Source organism: Sutcliffiella tianshenii (genome assembly GCF_016908565.1).
Lineage (GTDB): Bacteria > Bacillota > Bacilli > Bacillales > Bacillaceae_I > Sutcliffiella_A > Sutcliffiella_A tianshenii.
Window position 1 is genome coordinate 1 of sequence record NZ_JAFBED010000004.1, and the last position, 16611, is coordinate 16611.

Annotated in this window: 17 protein-coding genes; 4 read left to right on the plus strand and 13 right to left on the minus strand. The window is 44.0% G+C overall.

Annotated elements, in window-relative coordinates; all coding sequences use genetic code 11:
- Positions 1-321: 321 nt before the first annotated feature.
- The 3 genes from JOC95_RS09535 to JOC95_RS09545 all read right to left on the minus strand — a co-directional run bounded on the left by JOC95_RS09535 (position 322) and on the right by JOC95_RS09545 (position 3384).
- Positions 322-1227, minus strand: coding sequence for a nuclease-related domain-containing protein (locus tag JOC95_RS09535; protein WP_204415571.1), 906 nt, complete (start codon positions 1225-1227; stop codon positions 322-324).
- 78 nt (positions 1228-1305) lie between these two features.
- A complete protein-coding gene (locus tag JOC95_RS09540) occupies positions 1306-1584 on the minus strand; it encodes an RNA polymerase sigma factor (protein WP_204415573.1) in 279 nt (92 codons plus the stop codon).
- Between the two features lie 129 nt (positions 1585-1713).
- Positions 1714-3384 carry a glycoside hydrolase family 13 protein gene (locus JOC95_RS09545; protein WP_204415575.1) on the minus strand — a complete coding sequence of 557 codons (1671 nt, stop codon included), beginning with the start codon at positions 3382-3384 and terminating at the stop codon, positions 1714-1716.
- Between the two features lie 225 nt (positions 3385-3609).
- On the opposite strand from JOC95_RS09545, the gene JOC95_RS09550 reads away from it, so the two are divergent.
- A complete protein-coding gene (locus JOC95_RS09550; protein ID WP_204415577.1) occupies positions 3610-4845 on the plus strand; it encodes a hypothetical protein in 1236 nt (411 codons plus the stop codon).
- A gap of 79 nt (positions 4846-4924) precedes the next feature.
- Here JOC95_RS09550 and efp read toward each other — a convergent pair whose 3' ends face one another.
- The 4 genes from efp to JOC95_RS09570 all read right to left on the minus strand — a co-directional run bounded on the left by efp (position 4925) and on the right by JOC95_RS09570 (position 7693).
- Positions 4925-5482 carry an elongation factor P gene (gene efp, locus JOC95_RS09555; protein ID WP_204415579.1) on the minus strand — a complete coding sequence of 186 codons (558 nt, stop codon included), beginning with the start codon at positions 5480-5482 and terminating at the stop codon, positions 4925-4927.
- Between the two features lie 95 nt (positions 5483-5577).
- A complete protein-coding gene (locus JOC95_RS09560; protein WP_204415581.1) occupies positions 5578-6639 on the minus strand; it encodes a M24 family metallopeptidase in 1062 nt (353 codons plus the stop codon).
- 4 nt (positions 6640-6643) lie between these two features.
- The gene (gene aroQ / locus JOC95_RS09565; protein ID WP_204415583.1) at positions 6644-7081 is read right to left on the minus strand and encodes a type II 3-dehydroquinate dehydratase; all 438 of its coding nucleotides are present in this window, start codon (positions 7079-7081) and stop codon (positions 6644-6646) included.
- An 84-nt stretch (positions 7082-7165) separates the two neighbouring features.
- The gene (locus JOC95_RS09570; protein ID WP_204415585.1) at positions 7166-7693 is read right to left on the minus strand and encodes a YqhR family membrane protein; all 528 of its coding nucleotides are present in this window, start codon (positions 7691-7693) and stop codon (positions 7166-7168) included.
- A 178-nt stretch (positions 7694-7871) separates the two neighbouring features.
- Between JOC95_RS09570 and JOC95_RS09575 the strand changes: the two genes are divergently transcribed.
- Both JOC95_RS09575 and JOC95_RS09580 read left to right on the plus strand, forming a co-directional pair.
- Positions 7872-8819 (plus strand): DUF1385 domain-containing protein, encoded by a 948-nt coding sequence (locus tag JOC95_RS09575; RefSeq protein WP_204415588.1) that lies wholly within the window; start codon positions 7872-7874, stop codon positions 8817-8819.
- 96 nt (positions 8820-8915) lie between these two features.
- Positions 8916-9299, plus strand: a complete 384-nt coding sequence (locus JOC95_RS09580; RefSeq protein ID WP_204415590.1) for an SA1362 family protein — start codon at positions 8916-8918, stop codon at positions 9297-9299.
- Between the two features lie 26 nt (positions 9300-9325).
- Here the strand turns inward: JOC95_RS09580 and JOC95_RS09585 are convergent, their stop codons facing one another.
- The 5 genes from JOC95_RS09585 to JOC95_RS09605 all read right to left on the minus strand — a co-directional run bounded on the left by JOC95_RS09585 (position 9326) and on the right by JOC95_RS09605 (position 15038).
- On the minus strand, positions 9326-10210 hold the full coding sequence (locus JOC95_RS09585; RefSeq protein ID WP_204415592.1) for a patatin-like phospholipase family protein: 885 nt from the start codon (positions 10208-10210) through the stop codon (positions 9326-9328).
- A gap of 123 nt (positions 10211-10333) precedes the next feature.
- A complete protein-coding gene (gene mntR, locus JOC95_RS09590; protein WP_204415594.1) occupies positions 10334-10759 on the minus strand; it encodes a transcriptional regulator MntR in 426 nt (141 codons plus the stop codon).
- Positions 10760-10910: 151 nt separating this feature from the next.
- Positions 10911-11114: a hypothetical protein gene (locus tag JOC95_RS09595; RefSeq protein WP_204415596.1), complete on the minus strand. Its 204-nt coding sequence runs from the start codon at positions 11112-11114 to the stop codon at positions 10911-10913.
- A 105-nt stretch (positions 11115-11219) separates the two neighbouring features.
- The gene (locus JOC95_RS09600; RefSeq protein WP_204415598.1) at positions 11220-13790 is read right to left on the minus strand and encodes a vitamin B12-dependent ribonucleotide reductase; all 2571 of its coding nucleotides are present in this window, start codon (positions 13788-13790) and stop codon (positions 11220-11222) included.
- 411 nt (positions 13791-14201) lie between these two features.
- Complete coding sequence (locus JOC95_RS09605; RefSeq protein ID WP_204415600.1) at positions 14202-15038, minus strand: lipoate--protein ligase family protein; 837 nt, start codon at positions 15036-15038, stop codon at positions 14202-14204.
- A gap of 163 nt (positions 15039-15201) precedes the next feature.
- On the opposite strand from JOC95_RS09605, the gene JOC95_RS09610 reads away from it, so the two are divergent.
- The gene (locus tag JOC95_RS09610; RefSeq protein ID WP_224839985.1) at positions 15202-15585 is read left to right on the plus strand and encodes a rhodanese-like domain-containing protein; all 384 of its coding nucleotides are present in this window, start codon (positions 15202-15204) and stop codon (positions 15583-15585) included.
- Positions 15586-15637: 52 nt separating this feature from the next.
- Here JOC95_RS09610 and JOC95_RS09615 read toward each other — a convergent pair whose 3' ends face one another.
- Positions 15638-16123: a DinB family protein gene (locus JOC95_RS09615; RefSeq protein WP_204415602.1), complete on the minus strand. Its 486-nt coding sequence runs from the start codon at positions 16121-16123 to the stop codon at positions 15638-15640.
- Positions 16124-16611: the final 488 nt, after the last annotated feature.

Consider the following 16611-nt stretch of genomic DNA (forward strand, 5'->3'; position numbering starts at 1 on the left):
TATTCCTCTTTTCATTGTTTATCGTGGTTGAAAACAGTGTTGCCAAGAGTGAATAAAATGACTCTTTCTTTTTACACAATTATATGGACTTAATCTGCTCGGAAGACTAAAAGGGCTTTCATCCCGCTTATGATGAACCTTTTGCCATGCCCGGGAGGTGAAAAGGGCTTTCATCTCGCTTATGATGAACCTTTTGCCATGCTCGAGAAGCTAAAAGGGCTTTCATCACACTTATGATGAACCTTTTACCATGCTCGAGAGGTGAAAAGGGCTTTCATCACACTTATGATGAACCTCTAACCCCATAAAAAAGAACCTTCTTCATTCGAAGAAGGTCCATTGACGAACTCCTACTCTCTTAAAATTCTTTTCAAGCACATTTTTAATTCTCTTTCTTGAAAGTAAACCCCCACACCATTCATGAATTATCCTAGTACTAATCCTCACCCCAGGAAAAAGAAGCCGAAACTCCTTCACACTCCGCATCACTGCTTCTCCAACCTTTTCAACATAACCACACTCTCCACAAACACAATTATGCCCCACAACAGCAAGGGAGATCGAGGCACACTTAAAACATAGCATCCCTTTTCTCAATCCCTCAAAAGTATAAGCAGGTATTTGTTTATAAGGGGAATCTGCACAATGCAGGGAAACTAGTTGGGCAGCCAGTTGCTTATGTTTGGTAGATAGTTTTGCAGACGTCTTATCTATGCCATTCAAATGTCTATAAAGTTGGGTTGGGAAGATAAATGGTTTATCGAGTGGGGTTTGGTAAAGGGTAAAAGCGGGATTGATAAATACCACGGAGGGATCGATTTTCATGTTGATGCCTAGGCTTTGCAGTAATTGGCGGAACAGGGAGACACCCCTATTCAATTGAGTCAGGGGATTATTAATTTCCGTTTTGGATTTTGTATATAGCCTATCGGATTCGTAGTAGAAATCACCTTCAAAGTTTTTCACTTCATAAAAATGTATTACAGCTGCAGTAATGATCAACGAGTCGATTTGAAACACGGTGTTATTGATTTTGAAGAGTAAGTCATTAAGAATGAGGCATTCACTCTGAAGTTTTTCGGTAAAAGTATCAAACATCACTTCCCCATCGTAACCCTTTTGCAGGGAAAGATAGTGCAGTTTATCTTTTTCCGGCAATTCCATTCTGACGCCCAGCGATTTGAACATCAGCAATTCAGCAGATTCGGTACGAGATTTATAGATCATAGCCCACTTCCTTTCATATAACTACTATACCAATTCACTCCGGATTTTTGTAAGAATATTAAAAAAACAGGCATCATATTACTCTGCCCGTCCCAATGCTCGCTCTTCACATAAAAATATCATCCGTTTGACCAATAAAACAGACAAGTGTTTTTCCCTTGTTTGCCAAAGTACTTCCGGACGATTCCAAAGTTCCTCGAATAACCGCTCCAATAGCGCTTCCGCATCTCCAGAATTAGCAGCATACCTGGTTGCAATTTTATAAAGCAAATCCTCATATTCAAGATAAAATTTTCCAAAGGCCGACCGGTCTCTCCCATTAACGATTGTTATTAATGCTTGTATTTTGGTTCGCATTCCATTCCCCTATTATTTTTATCGATATAGGTTAGTTTCCTTTAAAAAGATTTTCACAAACCTCGGCCAGCACATCCACAGAACATTAAAAAACCGCCGGCTTCAACTCACAGCCGGCGGTTAGATTCTTTATTTATTCAACACATACACTCTTGTTTCATAAGGCTTCAATGTCATTTCAGAAGCATTCTCATGCTCTTCCACGTCATAGTTCCGCATGCGAAGGTCGCTTGAAGAAACCTCCAAAGCATCCAATTCGATCTCTGCTTCTTCCCCGCTAAGGTTACAAAGTACAACCGCCACTTTATCCTCTAGGGTTCTTGTGTAGCCGTACACTTTTGTATCGTCTTCCAAGATTAGATCATACGCGCCGTAGACGAATACTTCTTCCGCTTTACGAAGGTTGATCATGTCCCGATAGAAACTGAGGACGGAATTTGGATCGTTCCATTGCATATGCACGTTGATGGTTTTGTAGTTTTCGTTGACTCCCATCCACGGGGTTCCTGTTGTGAATCCGCCGTTTGGCTGATCGTTCCATTGCATTGGCGTACGGGAGTTGTCGCGGCCTTTTGCCCAGATGATCTCCATCACCTTCTGTGCATGCTCTTCCCCTTTTGCACTTTCGATGTTGTAGAGATTTTTCATTCCTACATCATCATAGTCGTTGATGCTTTCAAAACGCACATTCGTCATTCCAAGCTCCTGGCCTTGATAGATGAATGGTGTCCCTTGCATCAAAAAGTATAGTGCACCTAGTGATTTTGCACTTTCTACAAGATATTCCTTGTCATTTCCCCATGTTGAAACGGAACGCGCCTGGTCATGGTTCTCAAGGAATAATGCATTCCATCCATTACCTTCCAAGCCTTTTTGCCATTTGGTCAGGGTCTCTTTCAGTTGAAGAAGGTCCACGCCGCCTTCTGTCCCTTTTTCCCAAAGTCCAAGGTGCTCAAACTGGAAAATCATATTGAACTTACCGTTTTCTTCTCCGACCCACTCGTCCGCCTGGTTCAGCTTGACGCCGTTCGCTTCGCCCACCGTCATGATGTCATAACGCGCAAACGTTTGCTCTTTCAACTCTTCAAGATGCTTTTGGATGCCGTCTACGTTCATCATGTAATCGAAGGAAGGAACATAGTCAAGGTTCTTCGGATTTGGGAGATCAGGGAATCCAGGTTCTTTTTTGATGTGGGAAATTGCATCCACGCGGAATCCATCGATTCCTTTGTCCAGCCACCAGTTCACCATGTCATATAGGGCAAAGCGTACATCTTTGTTTTCCCAGTTCAGGTCAGGCTGTTCTGTTGCAAAGATATGCATATAGTACTGGCCGGTCTTTTCATCCAATTGCCATGCAGGACCGTTGAAAATACTTTCCCAGTTATTAGGCTCCTTGCCGTCTTTTCCGTCTTCCCAGATATACCAGTCTCGCTTCGGGTTATCCTTGGAGGATGCCGATTCGATGAACCAAGGATGCTGGTCGCTTGTATGATTGATAACCAGATCAATGATCAGCTTCATCCCTCGGTTATGCGTTTCTTCCAATAGTTCATCAAAGTCTGCCATATTACCGAAGTCTTCCATGATATCCTGATAATCACTGATATCATATCCATTGTCCACGTTCGGGGATTTGTACATCGGACAGATCCAAATAACATCTATGCCAAGATCCTTTAAATAGTCTAATTTCGAGATGACACCTCGTAAGTCACCGATTCCATCGCCGTTGGAATCCATAAAGCTTCTTGGATACACTTGATAGGCAACTGCCTCTTTCCACCATATCTTTTTCAACACGATACACTCCCTTGTCAAAAGCACTTTAACTTCATTATTTCTATGGTAACGATTGCGTAACCGTTTGCACAAATTATGAAAAAATATATTCAGGAATAAATCCACTACTTTACTATACCATCTTTTTTAAGTTTTTCAACTAGGTTTTCATGAAATCGAGGGACACAGGGGACACTAGCAGGATAGTCAACTACTCATACTGAAAAATAGGAGGAACGCACCATGAAAAAAATATGGCTGACGTTGGTCCTGCTCATGTTTCTTATACCATCCACAAAAGCCGCAGAAGCAAATGGCCTTCAAGCTGCATTTATCCGGGACAAAGCGTTATGGCTTTATATGGATGGATCTGAGGTGCTTTTGCAGGAAAATCTGTCCATTTCCAATCTAGGGTGGTCCAAGGATGGACAATGGTTGAGCTTTGAGGAAAAAAGCGAGACAGAGGGAGAAGAACCTGCCATATGGCTATATCATGTTCCCACCAATACACACACTAAACTCAAGATGGTTGGACATGACGTTCAATGGAATCCAAAGAAGAATTCATTCGCTTTTTTGACCGGCTCCTTTCTCTCAGTCGTAGAGTTCAAGGATAACAAGCCGATCATCCACCAGTTGAATGGCGGTGTTTCCCATTTTTCCTGGGATGCAGAGGGTGAAAACCTGATAGCCTCGGCAAGTGCCGTCATGTTCCCGGACGGATGGAGCCACCCGAGGCTATATGAGGTCAAGTGGGATGCTGAACACAAAAATCAGGAGCTCGATGTCAAGGTGGAGCCTCTCTTAACCATATCCTCCCCCCTGAAGCTGGACGATCTATCCATTCTTTCCATTGATGCAGAGAATTTCAACTGGTCAAAGGACGGCAAGCTCCTGGCATTCGTCGTCTCACCTACGGCTTCATGGTCGGAGGACAGCAACATGTTGACCGTTTTTGTAAAAGAAAACAAAGTCTTGATACCAATGGGCGAGATCCTACGGGAAAAGGGCTGGATCAAATGGGCTCCTTCCAAGTCGCACCTTGCTTCGATCCAAGGTGGCGGCAGATTGCGCGGCGGAGTCAAAAATAAAAGACTGACGGTGCAAAGTGTTTTACCGAGTCAAACTAAAATCTTCACGCCTGACGGATTTGCAGACGTAAACTTTGATTGGCTCGACGATACCAGAATAGTCGTTGCACGAGGGAAAGAATCTGACACCTTAGCCGATTTTCGCTCCGGCCTTATTTTGATCAATAGCAAAGAGGACGAACAAAAGAGTTCCGGGAAGCCGTTTGTCGATCTGCCCGAGGGATTTTCAGACGAAAAACCTGTTACTTTGAAAAAGCATAAAATGCTTAGCTGGATCCGTACAGATGCCAACGGCTGGAAAAGTGTCTGGATGAGCGGGCTGGATGGTTCTGATGCACGGAAATTGATCGAAGGTGTTAATGATGTGAAATGGTTTGATGAGGGGTGAGCCTGCTTTTGTGCAGGCTTTTTTAAATGCTTTTCATAAAAAAAGGGAAAAGGCCCAGTCAGCCTCTTCCCTAAAACAATTATGCTCTTGAAACGTAAGAACCGTCAGTTGTATTGACAATCAGAACGTCGCCTTCGTTTACGAAGAAAGGTACGTTAACGGATAGGCCAGTTTCAACGATTGCCGGCTTGGAACCGCCGGAAGCTGTGTCCCCTTTGATGCCAGGCTCTGTTTCTACCACTTTAAGCTCTACAGTGTTTGGAAGCTCTACTCCAAGCGTTTCACCTTGGTACATCATGATGGCAACTTCCATGTTTTCTTTCAAGTACTTCAACTCATACTCGATTTGGCCTGCTGGCAATTCAAGTTGGTCATAGGACTCGTTGTCCATGAAAACGTGCATGTCGCCATTTGCATAAAGGTATTGCATTCTGCGGTTGTCGATTTGCGCTTTCCCTACTTTTTCACCTGCACGGAACGTTTTTTCCTGGATCGCACCTGTACGCAGATTGCGCAGTTTGGAACGAACGAATGCCGCCCCTTTTCCTGGCTTAACGTGTTGGAAATCCATTACGCGCCAAATTCCGTTGTCTACTTCGATAGTCAAGCCTGTACGAAAATCGTTTACTGAAATCATTATTATGTTTCCTCCTAATGCTATGTAAATAGTAGTCCTACCGGTATTGTATCCCTGAGAGATTCAGTCTACTCCACCAAGCGAAGAGATTACCTTTACAAAATAATAAGTTCCTTTGTGGAATAGGACAGTGATTCATTGCCGGATTCTGTGACGATCGTATCATCCTCGATACGAACTCCGCCCAATCCTGCAACATAAATGCCCGGTTCCACGGTCACAACCATTCCTGGTTCCAATACAGTTTCGGATTTCACCGATAAGGAAGGTCCTTCATGAACTTCCATTCCAAGTCCGTGTCCGGTTGAGTGTCCAAAGTACTCGCCATAGCCTTTTTCCGTAATATAATCACGGGTCAGGGCATCCGCCTCGCGACCAGTCATGCCAGGCTTGATTCCTTTCATCCCTCTCAATTGGGCTTCAAGGACGATATTGTAGATGTTGCGCAATTCGTCACTTGGCTCTCCAACCGCCAGGGTACGTGTGATATCGGAGTTATAGCCTTTATAGTAGGCACCGAAATCAAGTGTGACAAACTCACCTTTTTCGATGATTTTGTCGGATGCAACACCATGCGGCAGGGCAGAACGGTACCCGGAAGCAACGATGATATCAAAAGAAGATGACACCGCACCTTGTTTTCTCATGAAGAATTCAAGCTCATTGGAAACATCCAGCTCTGTAAGGCCAGGCTTTATGTACGTGATGATATGCTCAAAAGCTGCATCAGCAATCTGCGTAGCTTCCTTTAATATCTTAATCTCTTGTTCATTCTTAATCAAGCGTAACTTTTCAATAACGCCTGAAACCGGTACAAGATCCGCTTTGATGGTCGTTTTGTAGTTCAAGTAGCTTGAGAATGTCACATGATCCTGCTCAAAGCCAAGCTTGTTGACTCCAAGGTCTTTTACAACCGCAGCTATTTCTTCCACAAGTCCGCCTTTATGCTGGACGATTTCAAAGCCCACGCACTGCTTGGCCGCCTGCTCGGTATAGCGGAAGTCTGTGATGAATACAGCTTTATCCTCGGTAATGACCGCTACTCCTGCACTCCCTGAAAAGCCAGTTAAATATTGACGGTTCTTTCCACTCGTCACTAATAATGCATCGATGTTCAATCCTTGAAAACTCTCTCTTAATCTTGTTAATTTTTCCATTCCCTTACTCCCCCTTAATTATCCTTACCAACCCTTGTACTGCCAAGTGATAGCCATACAGTCCCAGACCGATGATCTGCCCGTGTGTAACAGGTGCGGTGACGGATGTATGACGGAACTCTTCACGCTTATGTATGTTTGAAATATGTACTTCCATTACCGGAATCGAAATGCTTGCGATGGCATCTCGGATCGCGTAGCTATAGTGGGTGAAGGCGCCAGGATTGATGACAACCCCAGCAAAGACATCTTCCGCCGCGTGTAGCTTATCAATCAGATTGCCCTCATGATTGCTCTGATAGCAGTCAATCGAAATCCCAAGCTCTGCCGCCAAGGTTTCCAATTGCTTTTCAAGATCCTTTAATGTGTCTTTCCCGTAGATTGCCGGCTCTCTCAGACCAAGCCGATTGAGATTCGGTCCATTCAGAACAAGTAGGCGCATGTCATGACTCCTTTTAACAAATATGAACACGTAAAAAAAGAATGTCCAATTACTGAACATTCTATCACATTCCAACTTTTCCTACTACCTATTTGCTGAGGGCTGATCTTGTTGCTGCTGCTTTTGTGTCACCATCTCGGAATGCTCAAAAGAAATTGAGTAGCCGACAAAAACGCCAAAGAGAATATAAAGGCAAATATTCGTGATATTTGTATCAAGCGTCAACTTTGTTACTGTCTTTATGGATGGAAACATCGGATTCAATAGAAAGAAAACAACACCCCATAGGACAATTCCATAGATGATTCCAATCCAATAATGCCTGAATTTTTTTAGGGTGGCTGCATAGATCAGCGCAGCACCGATACCGAACAGGCCAAGCAGGATGAAGCTGATAATATACCCCAGCACACCTTTTTTCCATTCGCCCAAAGCCCAAGGCTGGAGCACCACATTCGGGCTTATTTCCGTAAAATGGAATATATAGGCGAAGAGGCCGATCATACTCCAAAGAACCCCCCCGACAAAGCCTGTTATGATCACTTTGGTCATAAAGCTCATGGGCTGTTCGCGTTTATTCTGTTCAAGCTCTTGGTTTTCGTTTTCACTCATACGCTTATTACTCCCTCTCAAAATGGCATATAAACATATCTTTCCATTATAAAAAGGAACCATTCATGAGAATTAAAAAAAATGAAAAGGAACGAGAGTAGAGGTTTTTTCAAGATTCAGGTAGAATATTAGTAAATAGGAAAATTTTCTTCTTAGAATAAGTTAGGTTGGTGTCTATATGTCAAATGAAACAAAGCCCGTCTATGGTGGACAGGCAGTGGTGGAGGGTGTCATGTTCGGCGGAAAACGCCATTATGTAACAGCCATCCGCAGGAAAGATGATTCAATCGAGTATTTACATGTGCCAAGAAAAACAAACCCCACATTACAAAAATTGAAGCGGATCCCCTTCCTAAGAGGTGTCGTCGCAATCGTGGAGGCGGCCGGAAATGGCTCCAAGCATCTGAACTTCTCAACAGAACGATATGATGTGGATCCAGTTGATGACGAGGAAGTCATCTATAACAAAAAGGAAACTTCCAAGCTAGAAATGATTTTAAGCGTTGCAGCAGTGGGGATTCTTTCCTTCATTTTCGGGAAATTCATTTTCACGCTTGTGCCTGTATTCCTGGCAAACTTGACGAAGCCTATATTCCCAAGTGATTTCGCTCAGGTATTAGTCGAGACGGTCTTTAAGCTGATGCTTCTATTAGCCTATATATATTTCATTTCTTTCACACCGATTGTGAAAAGGGTGTTTCAATATCATGGTGCGGAACATAAAGTGATTAACGCCTATGAAAACGGGAAAGAATTAACTGTAAGCAATATTCAAAGCCAGTCTAGGCTACATTACCGATGCGGCAGCAGTTTTATCCTTTTCACCGTGATCGTCGGCTTTTTCATCTACCTGCTAGTCCCGACGGACCCGCTATGGGCGCGCGTGTTGAACCGTTTGGCACTCATCCCTGTGGTACTGGGCATTTCCTTTGAAGTCCTTCAGCTGACAAACAAGGTCCGTGAAGTCCCTGTATTGCGATTGCTCGGATATCCTGGACTATGGCTGCAGCTACTTACAACAAAAGAGCCCTCTGACGATCAGGTGGAAGTGGCAATACATTCCTTCAATAAACTTTTAGAGCTTGAACAAGATTCAGAGAAAAAGAATACTGAAGAAATAGTATAAAAATCCGCAACAAGCCTTATCCTATAAAATATACTATTTACACAAACTAAAATTATCGGAAATACTTTTTCTAAGACGACCAGGGAGGTGACTAGGGTGAAACGAGGCTTTGGCAAACCGATTTTGATCATGCTGCTATCACTGGCTGGGTTCTATCTTGCTATCCAGCTGTTCCAGAATCCCGGAGGACTATTCAAAAGCCTTCTATTAATAGTTGGGGGGGCAACCGTCCTCTATCTCGTCTTCCGTCATTTCATACAGGGCAGGATCGGCGGTGGTCGGACAGATGCAAGATACAGCAAGGCAGTAAAGCAGTCCAAAAAGAAATATCCTTCTGCGAAACCAAAAAACAATGTGACTCCCCTCATTGGCAAAGATAGAACCGGGGTAAAATCCTCTGCTCAAAAAAGAAGAAGCTCTTCCCACCTGACTGTCATTGAAGGAAAAAAAGGCAAGAAAAAAAATCGGGCGTTTTTTTAAACGGTCCGATTTTTTTATGCTAAAAATCAATAACTCCACGTTCTCAAGAATGCTTCTGCCCGTTTTTTCCCTATCTCGACCAATCCCCTTTTTCTTTCCTCAGTGAGGGCGAACTCCGTTACCGCAATGTGGTCCATCGGGATGAAAATGATGTTCTTTTCATGGCGCCTGTCGATATATCGGGCATCATGTGCATCCTTCATCGTTTCGAATAGGGCACCAAACATGGTAATCGCATTATTGATTTTATTTACCGGCAGATCCTTTTGCTTAGCACTCAGCTTGATTCCAAGCACAGGCCGGATTTTGGGGATCCGGTCATTATCAAATAGCCAGATAGGAAAATTGCTGAGCACGCCACCGTCCACAAATAGATGGCAGACTCCCTTTCCCTTTATTTTAACCGGTTCGAAAAAGTATGGGATACTACAGCTCATCCTCACTGCCTTCGCAACCGAGAACTTGGAGGGATCGATATCATATCTGGGCAGATCATCGGGCAGCACAGCCATCCTCCCGCTTGTCAGATCGGAAGCGATGATTCGCAACTTCTGTCCGGGAAGGTCGGCGAATGTATGCACTCCCTTTGCGGCAAGTTTCTCTTTCACCCAGCTTTCCAGCCTTTCCCCCTTGTACAATCCCAACCGCCAATATAGCAAAAGCCATTTTGCCACAGGGGAAGGCAGTAACGTTCTTCGCTGGTCCAGGAAATCCAGGACATCCGTCTCCCCAAGCATCTTATATATTTCATCTGCTGTATAGCCTGCAGCTACAAAGGAAGCGATGATGGAACCGGCGCTTGTTCCTGCAAGTCGTTGAAATTTCAATCCCCGTTGTTCCACTGCTTGAAGTGCCCCAATCAACGCGAACCCTTTAATTCCACCACCGGAGAACACTCCGTCAATCACCAATTGTCTCCCTCCATTCCCAACCAACCATAAACCTCTATAACCTTTTTTATGTAAGAGAATGGGAATTATAACTGTCCAAAAGAAAAAAGGCCGACCACTCAGCATTACGCCTGGTCCGACCTTTTATTGATTTTCTTCGTTTTGTTTTTGGATGAGCTGCAAAGATTCTGTACGCTCTTTGTTTTCTTCAAAATATTGTACAAGATCCCCGATGCGATCGATCGCATTCCAGCTGAGATGATGCTCGATGCCTTCCACATCTTCATAGATGTTCTCCTCATCCACACCGATCACACGCAGGAACTGCTCTAAAAGCTCATGGCGATATACGAGTCGCTTACCGATTTTCTTGCCTTTTGCAGTCAACACGAGACCGCGGTACTTTTCATAAATCAGATACTTATCCTTATCGAGCTTTTGCACCATTTTCGTTACTGACGAGGGATGTACAGCCAATGCTTCGGCTATGTCTGATACACGTGCATATCCTTTATCTTCAATCAACATATAAATCTGTTCTATGTAGTCTTCCATACTTGGGGTAGGCATATAATCCCTCCATTTCCAATCCACGATCGTAACCGTCATTAAAATGATACATTAACTTGGCTCTACTGACAAGTTATGTAGAAAGGTTCAAAGATTTCAATCATTAATATTATGAAAGAACATCTAATGGGATGTCCTTTCATCACCGCTCTCATTGACAGCCCGGAAAAGGCAGAATATCCTGTATTGTCCTGTATTCATATTGCTTGATGGCAAACTGGGTATGATAAAGATACTCCATTACATAAAGCTTTTGCCCATCGGCGCTACATAGGACTCCCGAGGTGCCAGTGCCATTTATAAATGATACACCGATCGGCCGTCCGATCAGGTATGGTATTTTCATTTGCCACATTAGGCATTCCCCCTTTTAGGATAATGTATGAAGCAGGGGGCTGGTGAGTACTTACAAAAAATAAAAGACCTATTCGAACTGAGCGAATAGGTCTTTCACTTTATTTTAAAGTCCGCATTTCAGCTGTGCACCACAATCAGTACATGTGTTGCAACCGCCGATTTCCTTTACCGTCCCGATACGGCATACAGGGCATGTGTTTCCGACTTCCGAACCGAATTGGACGTTAGTGGAACGAAGGTCATTGATCGTTTCCACCAGCACTACCGGCTTTTTCACGACATCTTCCATCTGGATCTGTTCGCTTTCTTCATCCATTGTGTTCTCCTCGGCTTTCAGGGTCAATACTTGAGAGTCACGGCTTCCATCCACATAAACCGTTCCACCTTTTGCGCCACCTTTGTAAAGTCGTTCGTACACTTTTTTCACCTGTTCTACCGTATAGCCTTTAGGTGCATTTACGGTTTTGGAAATGGAGCTGTCAATCCATTGCTGGATGATGCATTGCACGTCAGCATGCGCTTGTGGAGCCAATTCCATCGCTGAGATGAACCAGTCAGGCAGGTTCTCCGGATCTGCTTCCGGGTTGGCATTCAAGTACTCCTGCACGATATCCGCCTTCACTTCGATGAACTTTCCTAAGCGTCCGCTGCGGAAGTAAGAGAAGGAGAAGTATGGCTCAAGTCCTGTTGATACACCGACCATCGTTCCTGTAGAACCAGTTGGTGCAACTGTCAGCAAATGAGAGTTACGGATACCGGACGTCAAGATACCCTCTTTGATATCTTCCGGCATCTTGCTCATAAAGCCCGTTTCGGTGAATGCTTTACGCAGACGGTTCGTTTCTTCCTCAGTTGCGCCTTGTAAGAACGGGAAGCTTCCCTTCTCTTTTCCAAGCTCAACAGAAGCACGGTACGCTGTCGTTGCGATTGTTTCAAACACTTGATCCACAAGCTCATTTCCTTTTTCGGATCCGTATTCGGTTTCGCAGTAGATCAACAGGTCATGAAGTCCCATTACACCTAATCCGACACGGCGCTCGCCAAGTGCCTGCTTTTTGTTCTCCTCAAGGAAATAAGGTGTTACATCGATAACGTTGTCCTGCATTCTTACGCCGACTTCCACTGTTTGCTTCAGTTTTTCGAAGTTGACGGTCTTTGTTTCTTTGTCTGCCATTTCTGCAAGGTTCACTGCAGCAAGGTTGCAGACACTGAAAGGTGCGAGGGGTTGTTCCCCACATGGGTTCGTCGCAACAACCTTTTGACCGTATGCTTTCGCATTGGTCATATCATTGGCATTATCGATAAAGAAGATTCCTGGCTCAGCTGAGTAGGTGGCACAGATGTTCACAAGGTTCCAAAGCTCTTTCGCCTTGATTTTTCTGTACACGCGTACCTTATGGCCAAGCTTCTCCCACTCACGTACGTCGCCAACCTCTGACCATTCCTTATTGTAGATTTCCATTTCCTCTTTATCATAACCTTCGACATCCGGGAAGCGAAGGTCGTAATCCGCATCATTCTCCACAGCTTCCATAAAGTCATTTGTCAGCGTGATGGAAATATTGGCGCCGGTCAGGAATTCAGGATTATGCACCGTGTAGGTACCGCCCACTTTCAACTTCTGCTCTGCGTCCCTGATGATCTGTTCTGTGAATCCACCATAGCCAGGAATGTGCTTGAAGTTTGTGACTGATTGGTACATCGTGACTTCCTGATCTGTCAGCGGAGTGAATTTCAGCTTGTCCTCTGCCGCTTTTTTGATGCTTTCATCATTTGTATTTTCGATTAGGTAACGAAGAATTCTTGGGTTTTGCATTTTGGAGATGATGAATTCCACGATGTCAGGGTGCCAGTCTGCAAGCATGATCATTTGAGCCCCGCGTCTTGATCCACCCTGTTCCACTAAATGCGTCAATTTCGCAATATCATCCAGCCACGAAACACTTCCGGATGATTTTCCGTTCACTCCTCTTGCCAGGGCATTTCTTGGTCGAAGGGTGGATCCGTTCGTTCCTACCCCACCGCCGCGGCTCATGATCTCCATCACCTGCTTGCGGTGCTCGGAAATGCCTTCGCGTGAATCCTGGACAAACGGCATCACGTAGCAGTTGAAATACGTTACGTCCGTATCCGCTCCCGCTCCGTACAATACCCTTCCTGCCGGAACAAAGTTGAGGTTGACCAGCTCATGGTAGAACTTCTCGAACCACTCCTGGCGCTTCTCTTCCGTCGTTTCGGCTGCAGCCAATCCTGTTGCATTACGTTTTGCGATCTGCTCGTAATACACTTCCAATGGCTTTTCGATGACGTCGAGTGTGCGTACCACTACACCTGTCTCCACTTCACCCTGCTTAGTCAAAACACCACGATATTCTTCTTCGATTAATACGGAGGCTTTCTTGGTGGACCAATCGATATCCTGGATGTAGCCTAACCCTCTTGCTGGGAATTTAGGATCTTCCTTGATCGTCAGCACAACAAAATCTCCCGCTGTCAGAGTCACTTTTTCTGTATCTTTGAATGCGTAACGATCGAGCATTACGAGACGGGAAACACCTCTGTGAGTCGTTGTCATGCCCTCTGTAATTGGATGCACTTGCGGGAACAAGCTGATATCCTGGTTCAGTCGTTCTACATTGATTTTCGGTTTATTTTCATTCATGGCAATGGTCATTATTACAACTCCTCTAAAACTAGTACAAAATCTTAATATAGATAACGTATCACAAGAAGACATAAAATATCAACATATAGTGTCTTACATTTTTTCGACAATACTATATATTGATTTTTGGGCGAATAAATCTTTTTTTGTCAAATGGAAAAACAATCAAATTAATGAGGATGAGAGAGAAAAACAAAGATTACTTCGACAAAATCTCAAATAATGACGTATTTTGTCACTTGCGTAAAATGGCAAAATATAGCGATGTTTATGTATCAACCTTTTAAGAAAATCCTTCCTTTTGCAAGAAAAATATTTTTTTATTTTTTATAGGTTGACTATCACATATATGGGCGACCCTTTTTAGTACCCTACTATATCTTGTGTAAAACAAAAAGATAACGAGAAAAAAATTCCCCGTTACCTTTTATAATTCCACTCGTCCGTCGAATATTTACTATCCATGATTGCCTGTACTTCCTCAAGCTCTGAAGCCGTCAGTTCATAAGGCTCCAGCTTTATGTTCAAACCTTTTTCAAATCCTTTATAGAAGGCTTCCTTCGCCTCTTCTATCGTCACAGGGGTTTCCCTTAGCGCATTGATCGCGACAGCCTTGTTCTTGAAGTTTTTCTGCATGCGCTCTTTGACGCGGTCGCTCGGATAGTTGAACAGGCTGAACAACATATCCTCGTCTATTTCAAGTAGTATGGAGCCGTGCTGCAGGATGACACCCTTCTGGCGAGTCTGTGCGCTGCCCGCCACTTTACGGCCTTCCACCACGAGCTCATACCATGACGGTGCATCAAAGCATACGGCAGACCTTGGATTTTTCAATCCCTCTTTTTCCTCTTCCGTTCGGGGAATCGCAAAATAGGCATCCAAGCCAAGCGCTTTGAACCCTTCCAGGATTCCTTCTGAAATGACGCGATATGCTTCCGTTACAGAGTGTGGCATTTCGGGATGTTCTTCCGATACGATGACACTGTAAGTCAGTTCTTTATCATGAAGCACGCCTCGTCCACCTGTCGGGCGTCGGACAAATCCAAGCCCCAATTCCTTTACGCGATCCATATTTACTTCTTTTTCCACTTTCTGGAAATACCCAACTGATAATGTCGGTGGGTTCCAGCCATAAAATCGGATGGTCGGTGGGATCTTCCCTGCGCTGTGCCAATCAAGAAGCGCTTCGTCCAAAGCCATGTTAAAGGCGGGAGACTGTTCTTTTGAGTCAATATATCTCCATGTTTCTGTTGTCATAGGTTGTACCTCTTTTTATGATGTATGATGATTTAGTGTAACAAAACGACTCCACTATTTCAAAGTTAAAGCTTGGCAGTTTTTCGTTGCCGCTTTAGTAAAAGGATGACATTTTGTCCAAGCTTTTATATAATATACTTTGGAATACTAAGATAAAGAGGGGTTGTCAGCATTGTACGTTTTATTAGGAGTTTTGGGAGCAATCATTGCCTATTCGGTGATCATGTTCCTCTACCAACGCAAAATTCTCACCACTCTATCCGAGGAGGATTTTCGTTCAGGCTATCGCAAAGCCCAACTGATTGATGTTCGCGAACAAAAGGAATATGAGGGCGGACACATCCTGGGAGCAAGAAACATTCCTCTTTCTCAACTAAAAATGAGAAGCAAAGAGATTCGCAACGATCAACCAGTCTACATCTACTGCCAGAACACATTGCGCAGCGGCCGTGCAGCACAGATGCTGAAAAAACAAGGCCATACAAAGCTGTATCAGCTAAAAGGCGGATTCAAGCAATGGGGCGGCAAGATCAGAACTAAGAACTAATAGCAAAGAGCACTTACATTTCATTGTGAATGTAAGTGCTCTTTTTTGTACTTTATTGGATGGATTCCTTTATCTGATCTATATGCCTTCTTTCATGGAACCCGATCAGCTGTACCCATTGCTGTGCAGAGAGGTCTCCGATCCAGCGATGGTTAAATCCATAGGATTGCAGGGATGTGTCATCAACATCCTGGATGAAGTCATTCAGGTTTGCTCTCGATTGCTCGAGCATCTGCAAGAGCTCAGCCTTTGTATAGGGATGACCGGATGGAACGATATCTTCCGGCGCCTGCACCTTGTATGTACGGTTTGCGAGCATTTTCTCGAGGTTCAGGTCCTTTTCCTCCACAGTAGCCTTGGCTTGAATCGCTTTTTTGAGACCATTCACAATCTTGTTTTCTATCAGGTAAAGGTGTTCCACGTTTTCGCTTACAGACCAAAGCTCCGGACTTTTTTTGTCGTGGAGTTTATCTTCTTCAAGGCCGTCGAGTAGGTGCAGCAGTTCCTCCCTTGCTTCATAGGTTTTAGCGTAATACATTCATGATCCCTCCCTTTGTTTCTACTATTAATCATACTTGGTGGAAGGGAAAATGAGAAATGAAATGAATTTTGGGAAGCTATTTATGGAAATGGGTAGCTAAAAGTTTTTGATTTCCTCATTTGCTTGCTTTGAGCGGAGTGAAGGTATCATTCGATGCTTTTGATTCCCTCGTTAGCTTGTTTCGAGCCGAGTGATGGTATCATTCAATGCTTTTGATTCCTTCACTTGCTTGTTTCGAACCGAGTGAGGGTATCATTCAATGCTTTTAATTCCCTCACCAGCTTGCTTTAACCGGAGTGAGGGTATCATTCAATGCTTTTGATTCCTTCACTTGCTTGTTTTGACCGGAGTGAGGGTATCATTCAATGCTTTTGATTACCTCACTAGCTTGTTTTGACCGGAGTGAAGGTATCATTCGATGCTTTTGATTCCCTCACTTGCATGTTTCGAGCCGAGTGAAGGTATCATTCGATGCTTTTGATTCC

Coding starts and splice junctions, on each gene's coding strand:
- JOC95_RS09535 (WP_204415571.1), bottom strand. CDS start 1,227: ATGATCTATAAATCTCGTACCGAATCTGCTGAATTGCTGATGTTCAAA.
- JOC95_RS09540 (WP_204415573.1), bottom strand. CDS start 1,584: ATGCGAACCAAAATACAAGCATTAATAACAATCGTTAATGGGAGAGAC.
- JOC95_RS09550 (WP_204415577.1), top strand. CDS start 3,610: ATGAAAAAAATATGGCTGACGTTGGTCCTGCTCATGTTTCTTATACCA.
- efp (WP_204415579.1), bottom strand. CDS start 5,482: ATGATTTCAGTAAACGATTTTCGTACAGGCTTGACTATCGAAGTAGAC.
- JOC95_RS09560 (WP_204415581.1), bottom strand. CDS start 6,639: ATGGAAAAATTAACAAGATTAAGAGAGAGTTTTCAAGGATTGAACATC.
- aroQ (WP_204415583.1), bottom strand. CDS start 7,081: ATGCGCCTACTTGTTCTGAATGGACCGAATCTCAATCGGCTTGGTCTG.
- JOC95_RS09570 (WP_204415585.1), bottom strand. CDS start 7,693: ATGAGTGAAAACGAAAACCAAGAGCTTGAACAGAATAAACGCGAACAG.
- JOC95_RS09575 (WP_204415588.1), top strand. CDS start 7,872: ATGTCAAATGAAACAAAGCCCGTCTATGGTGGACAGGCAGTGGTGGAG.
- mntR (WP_204415594.1), bottom strand. CDS start 10,759: ATGCCTACCCCAAGTATGGAAGACTACATAGAACAGATTTATATGTTG.
- JOC95_RS09595 (WP_204415596.1), bottom strand. CDS start 11,114: ATGTGGCAAATGAAAATACCATACCTGATCGGACGGCCGATCGGTGTA.
- JOC95_RS09600 (WP_204415598.1), bottom strand. CDS start 13,790: ATGACCATTGCCATGAATGAAAATAAACCGAAAATCAATGTAGAACGA.
- JOC95_RS09605 (WP_204415600.1), bottom strand. CDS start 15,038: ATGACAACAGAAACATGGAGATATATTGACTCAAAAGAACAGTCTCCC.
- JOC95_RS09615 (WP_204415602.1), bottom strand. CDS start 16,123: ATGTATTACGCTAAAACCTATGAAGCAAGGGAGGAACTGCTGCACCTA.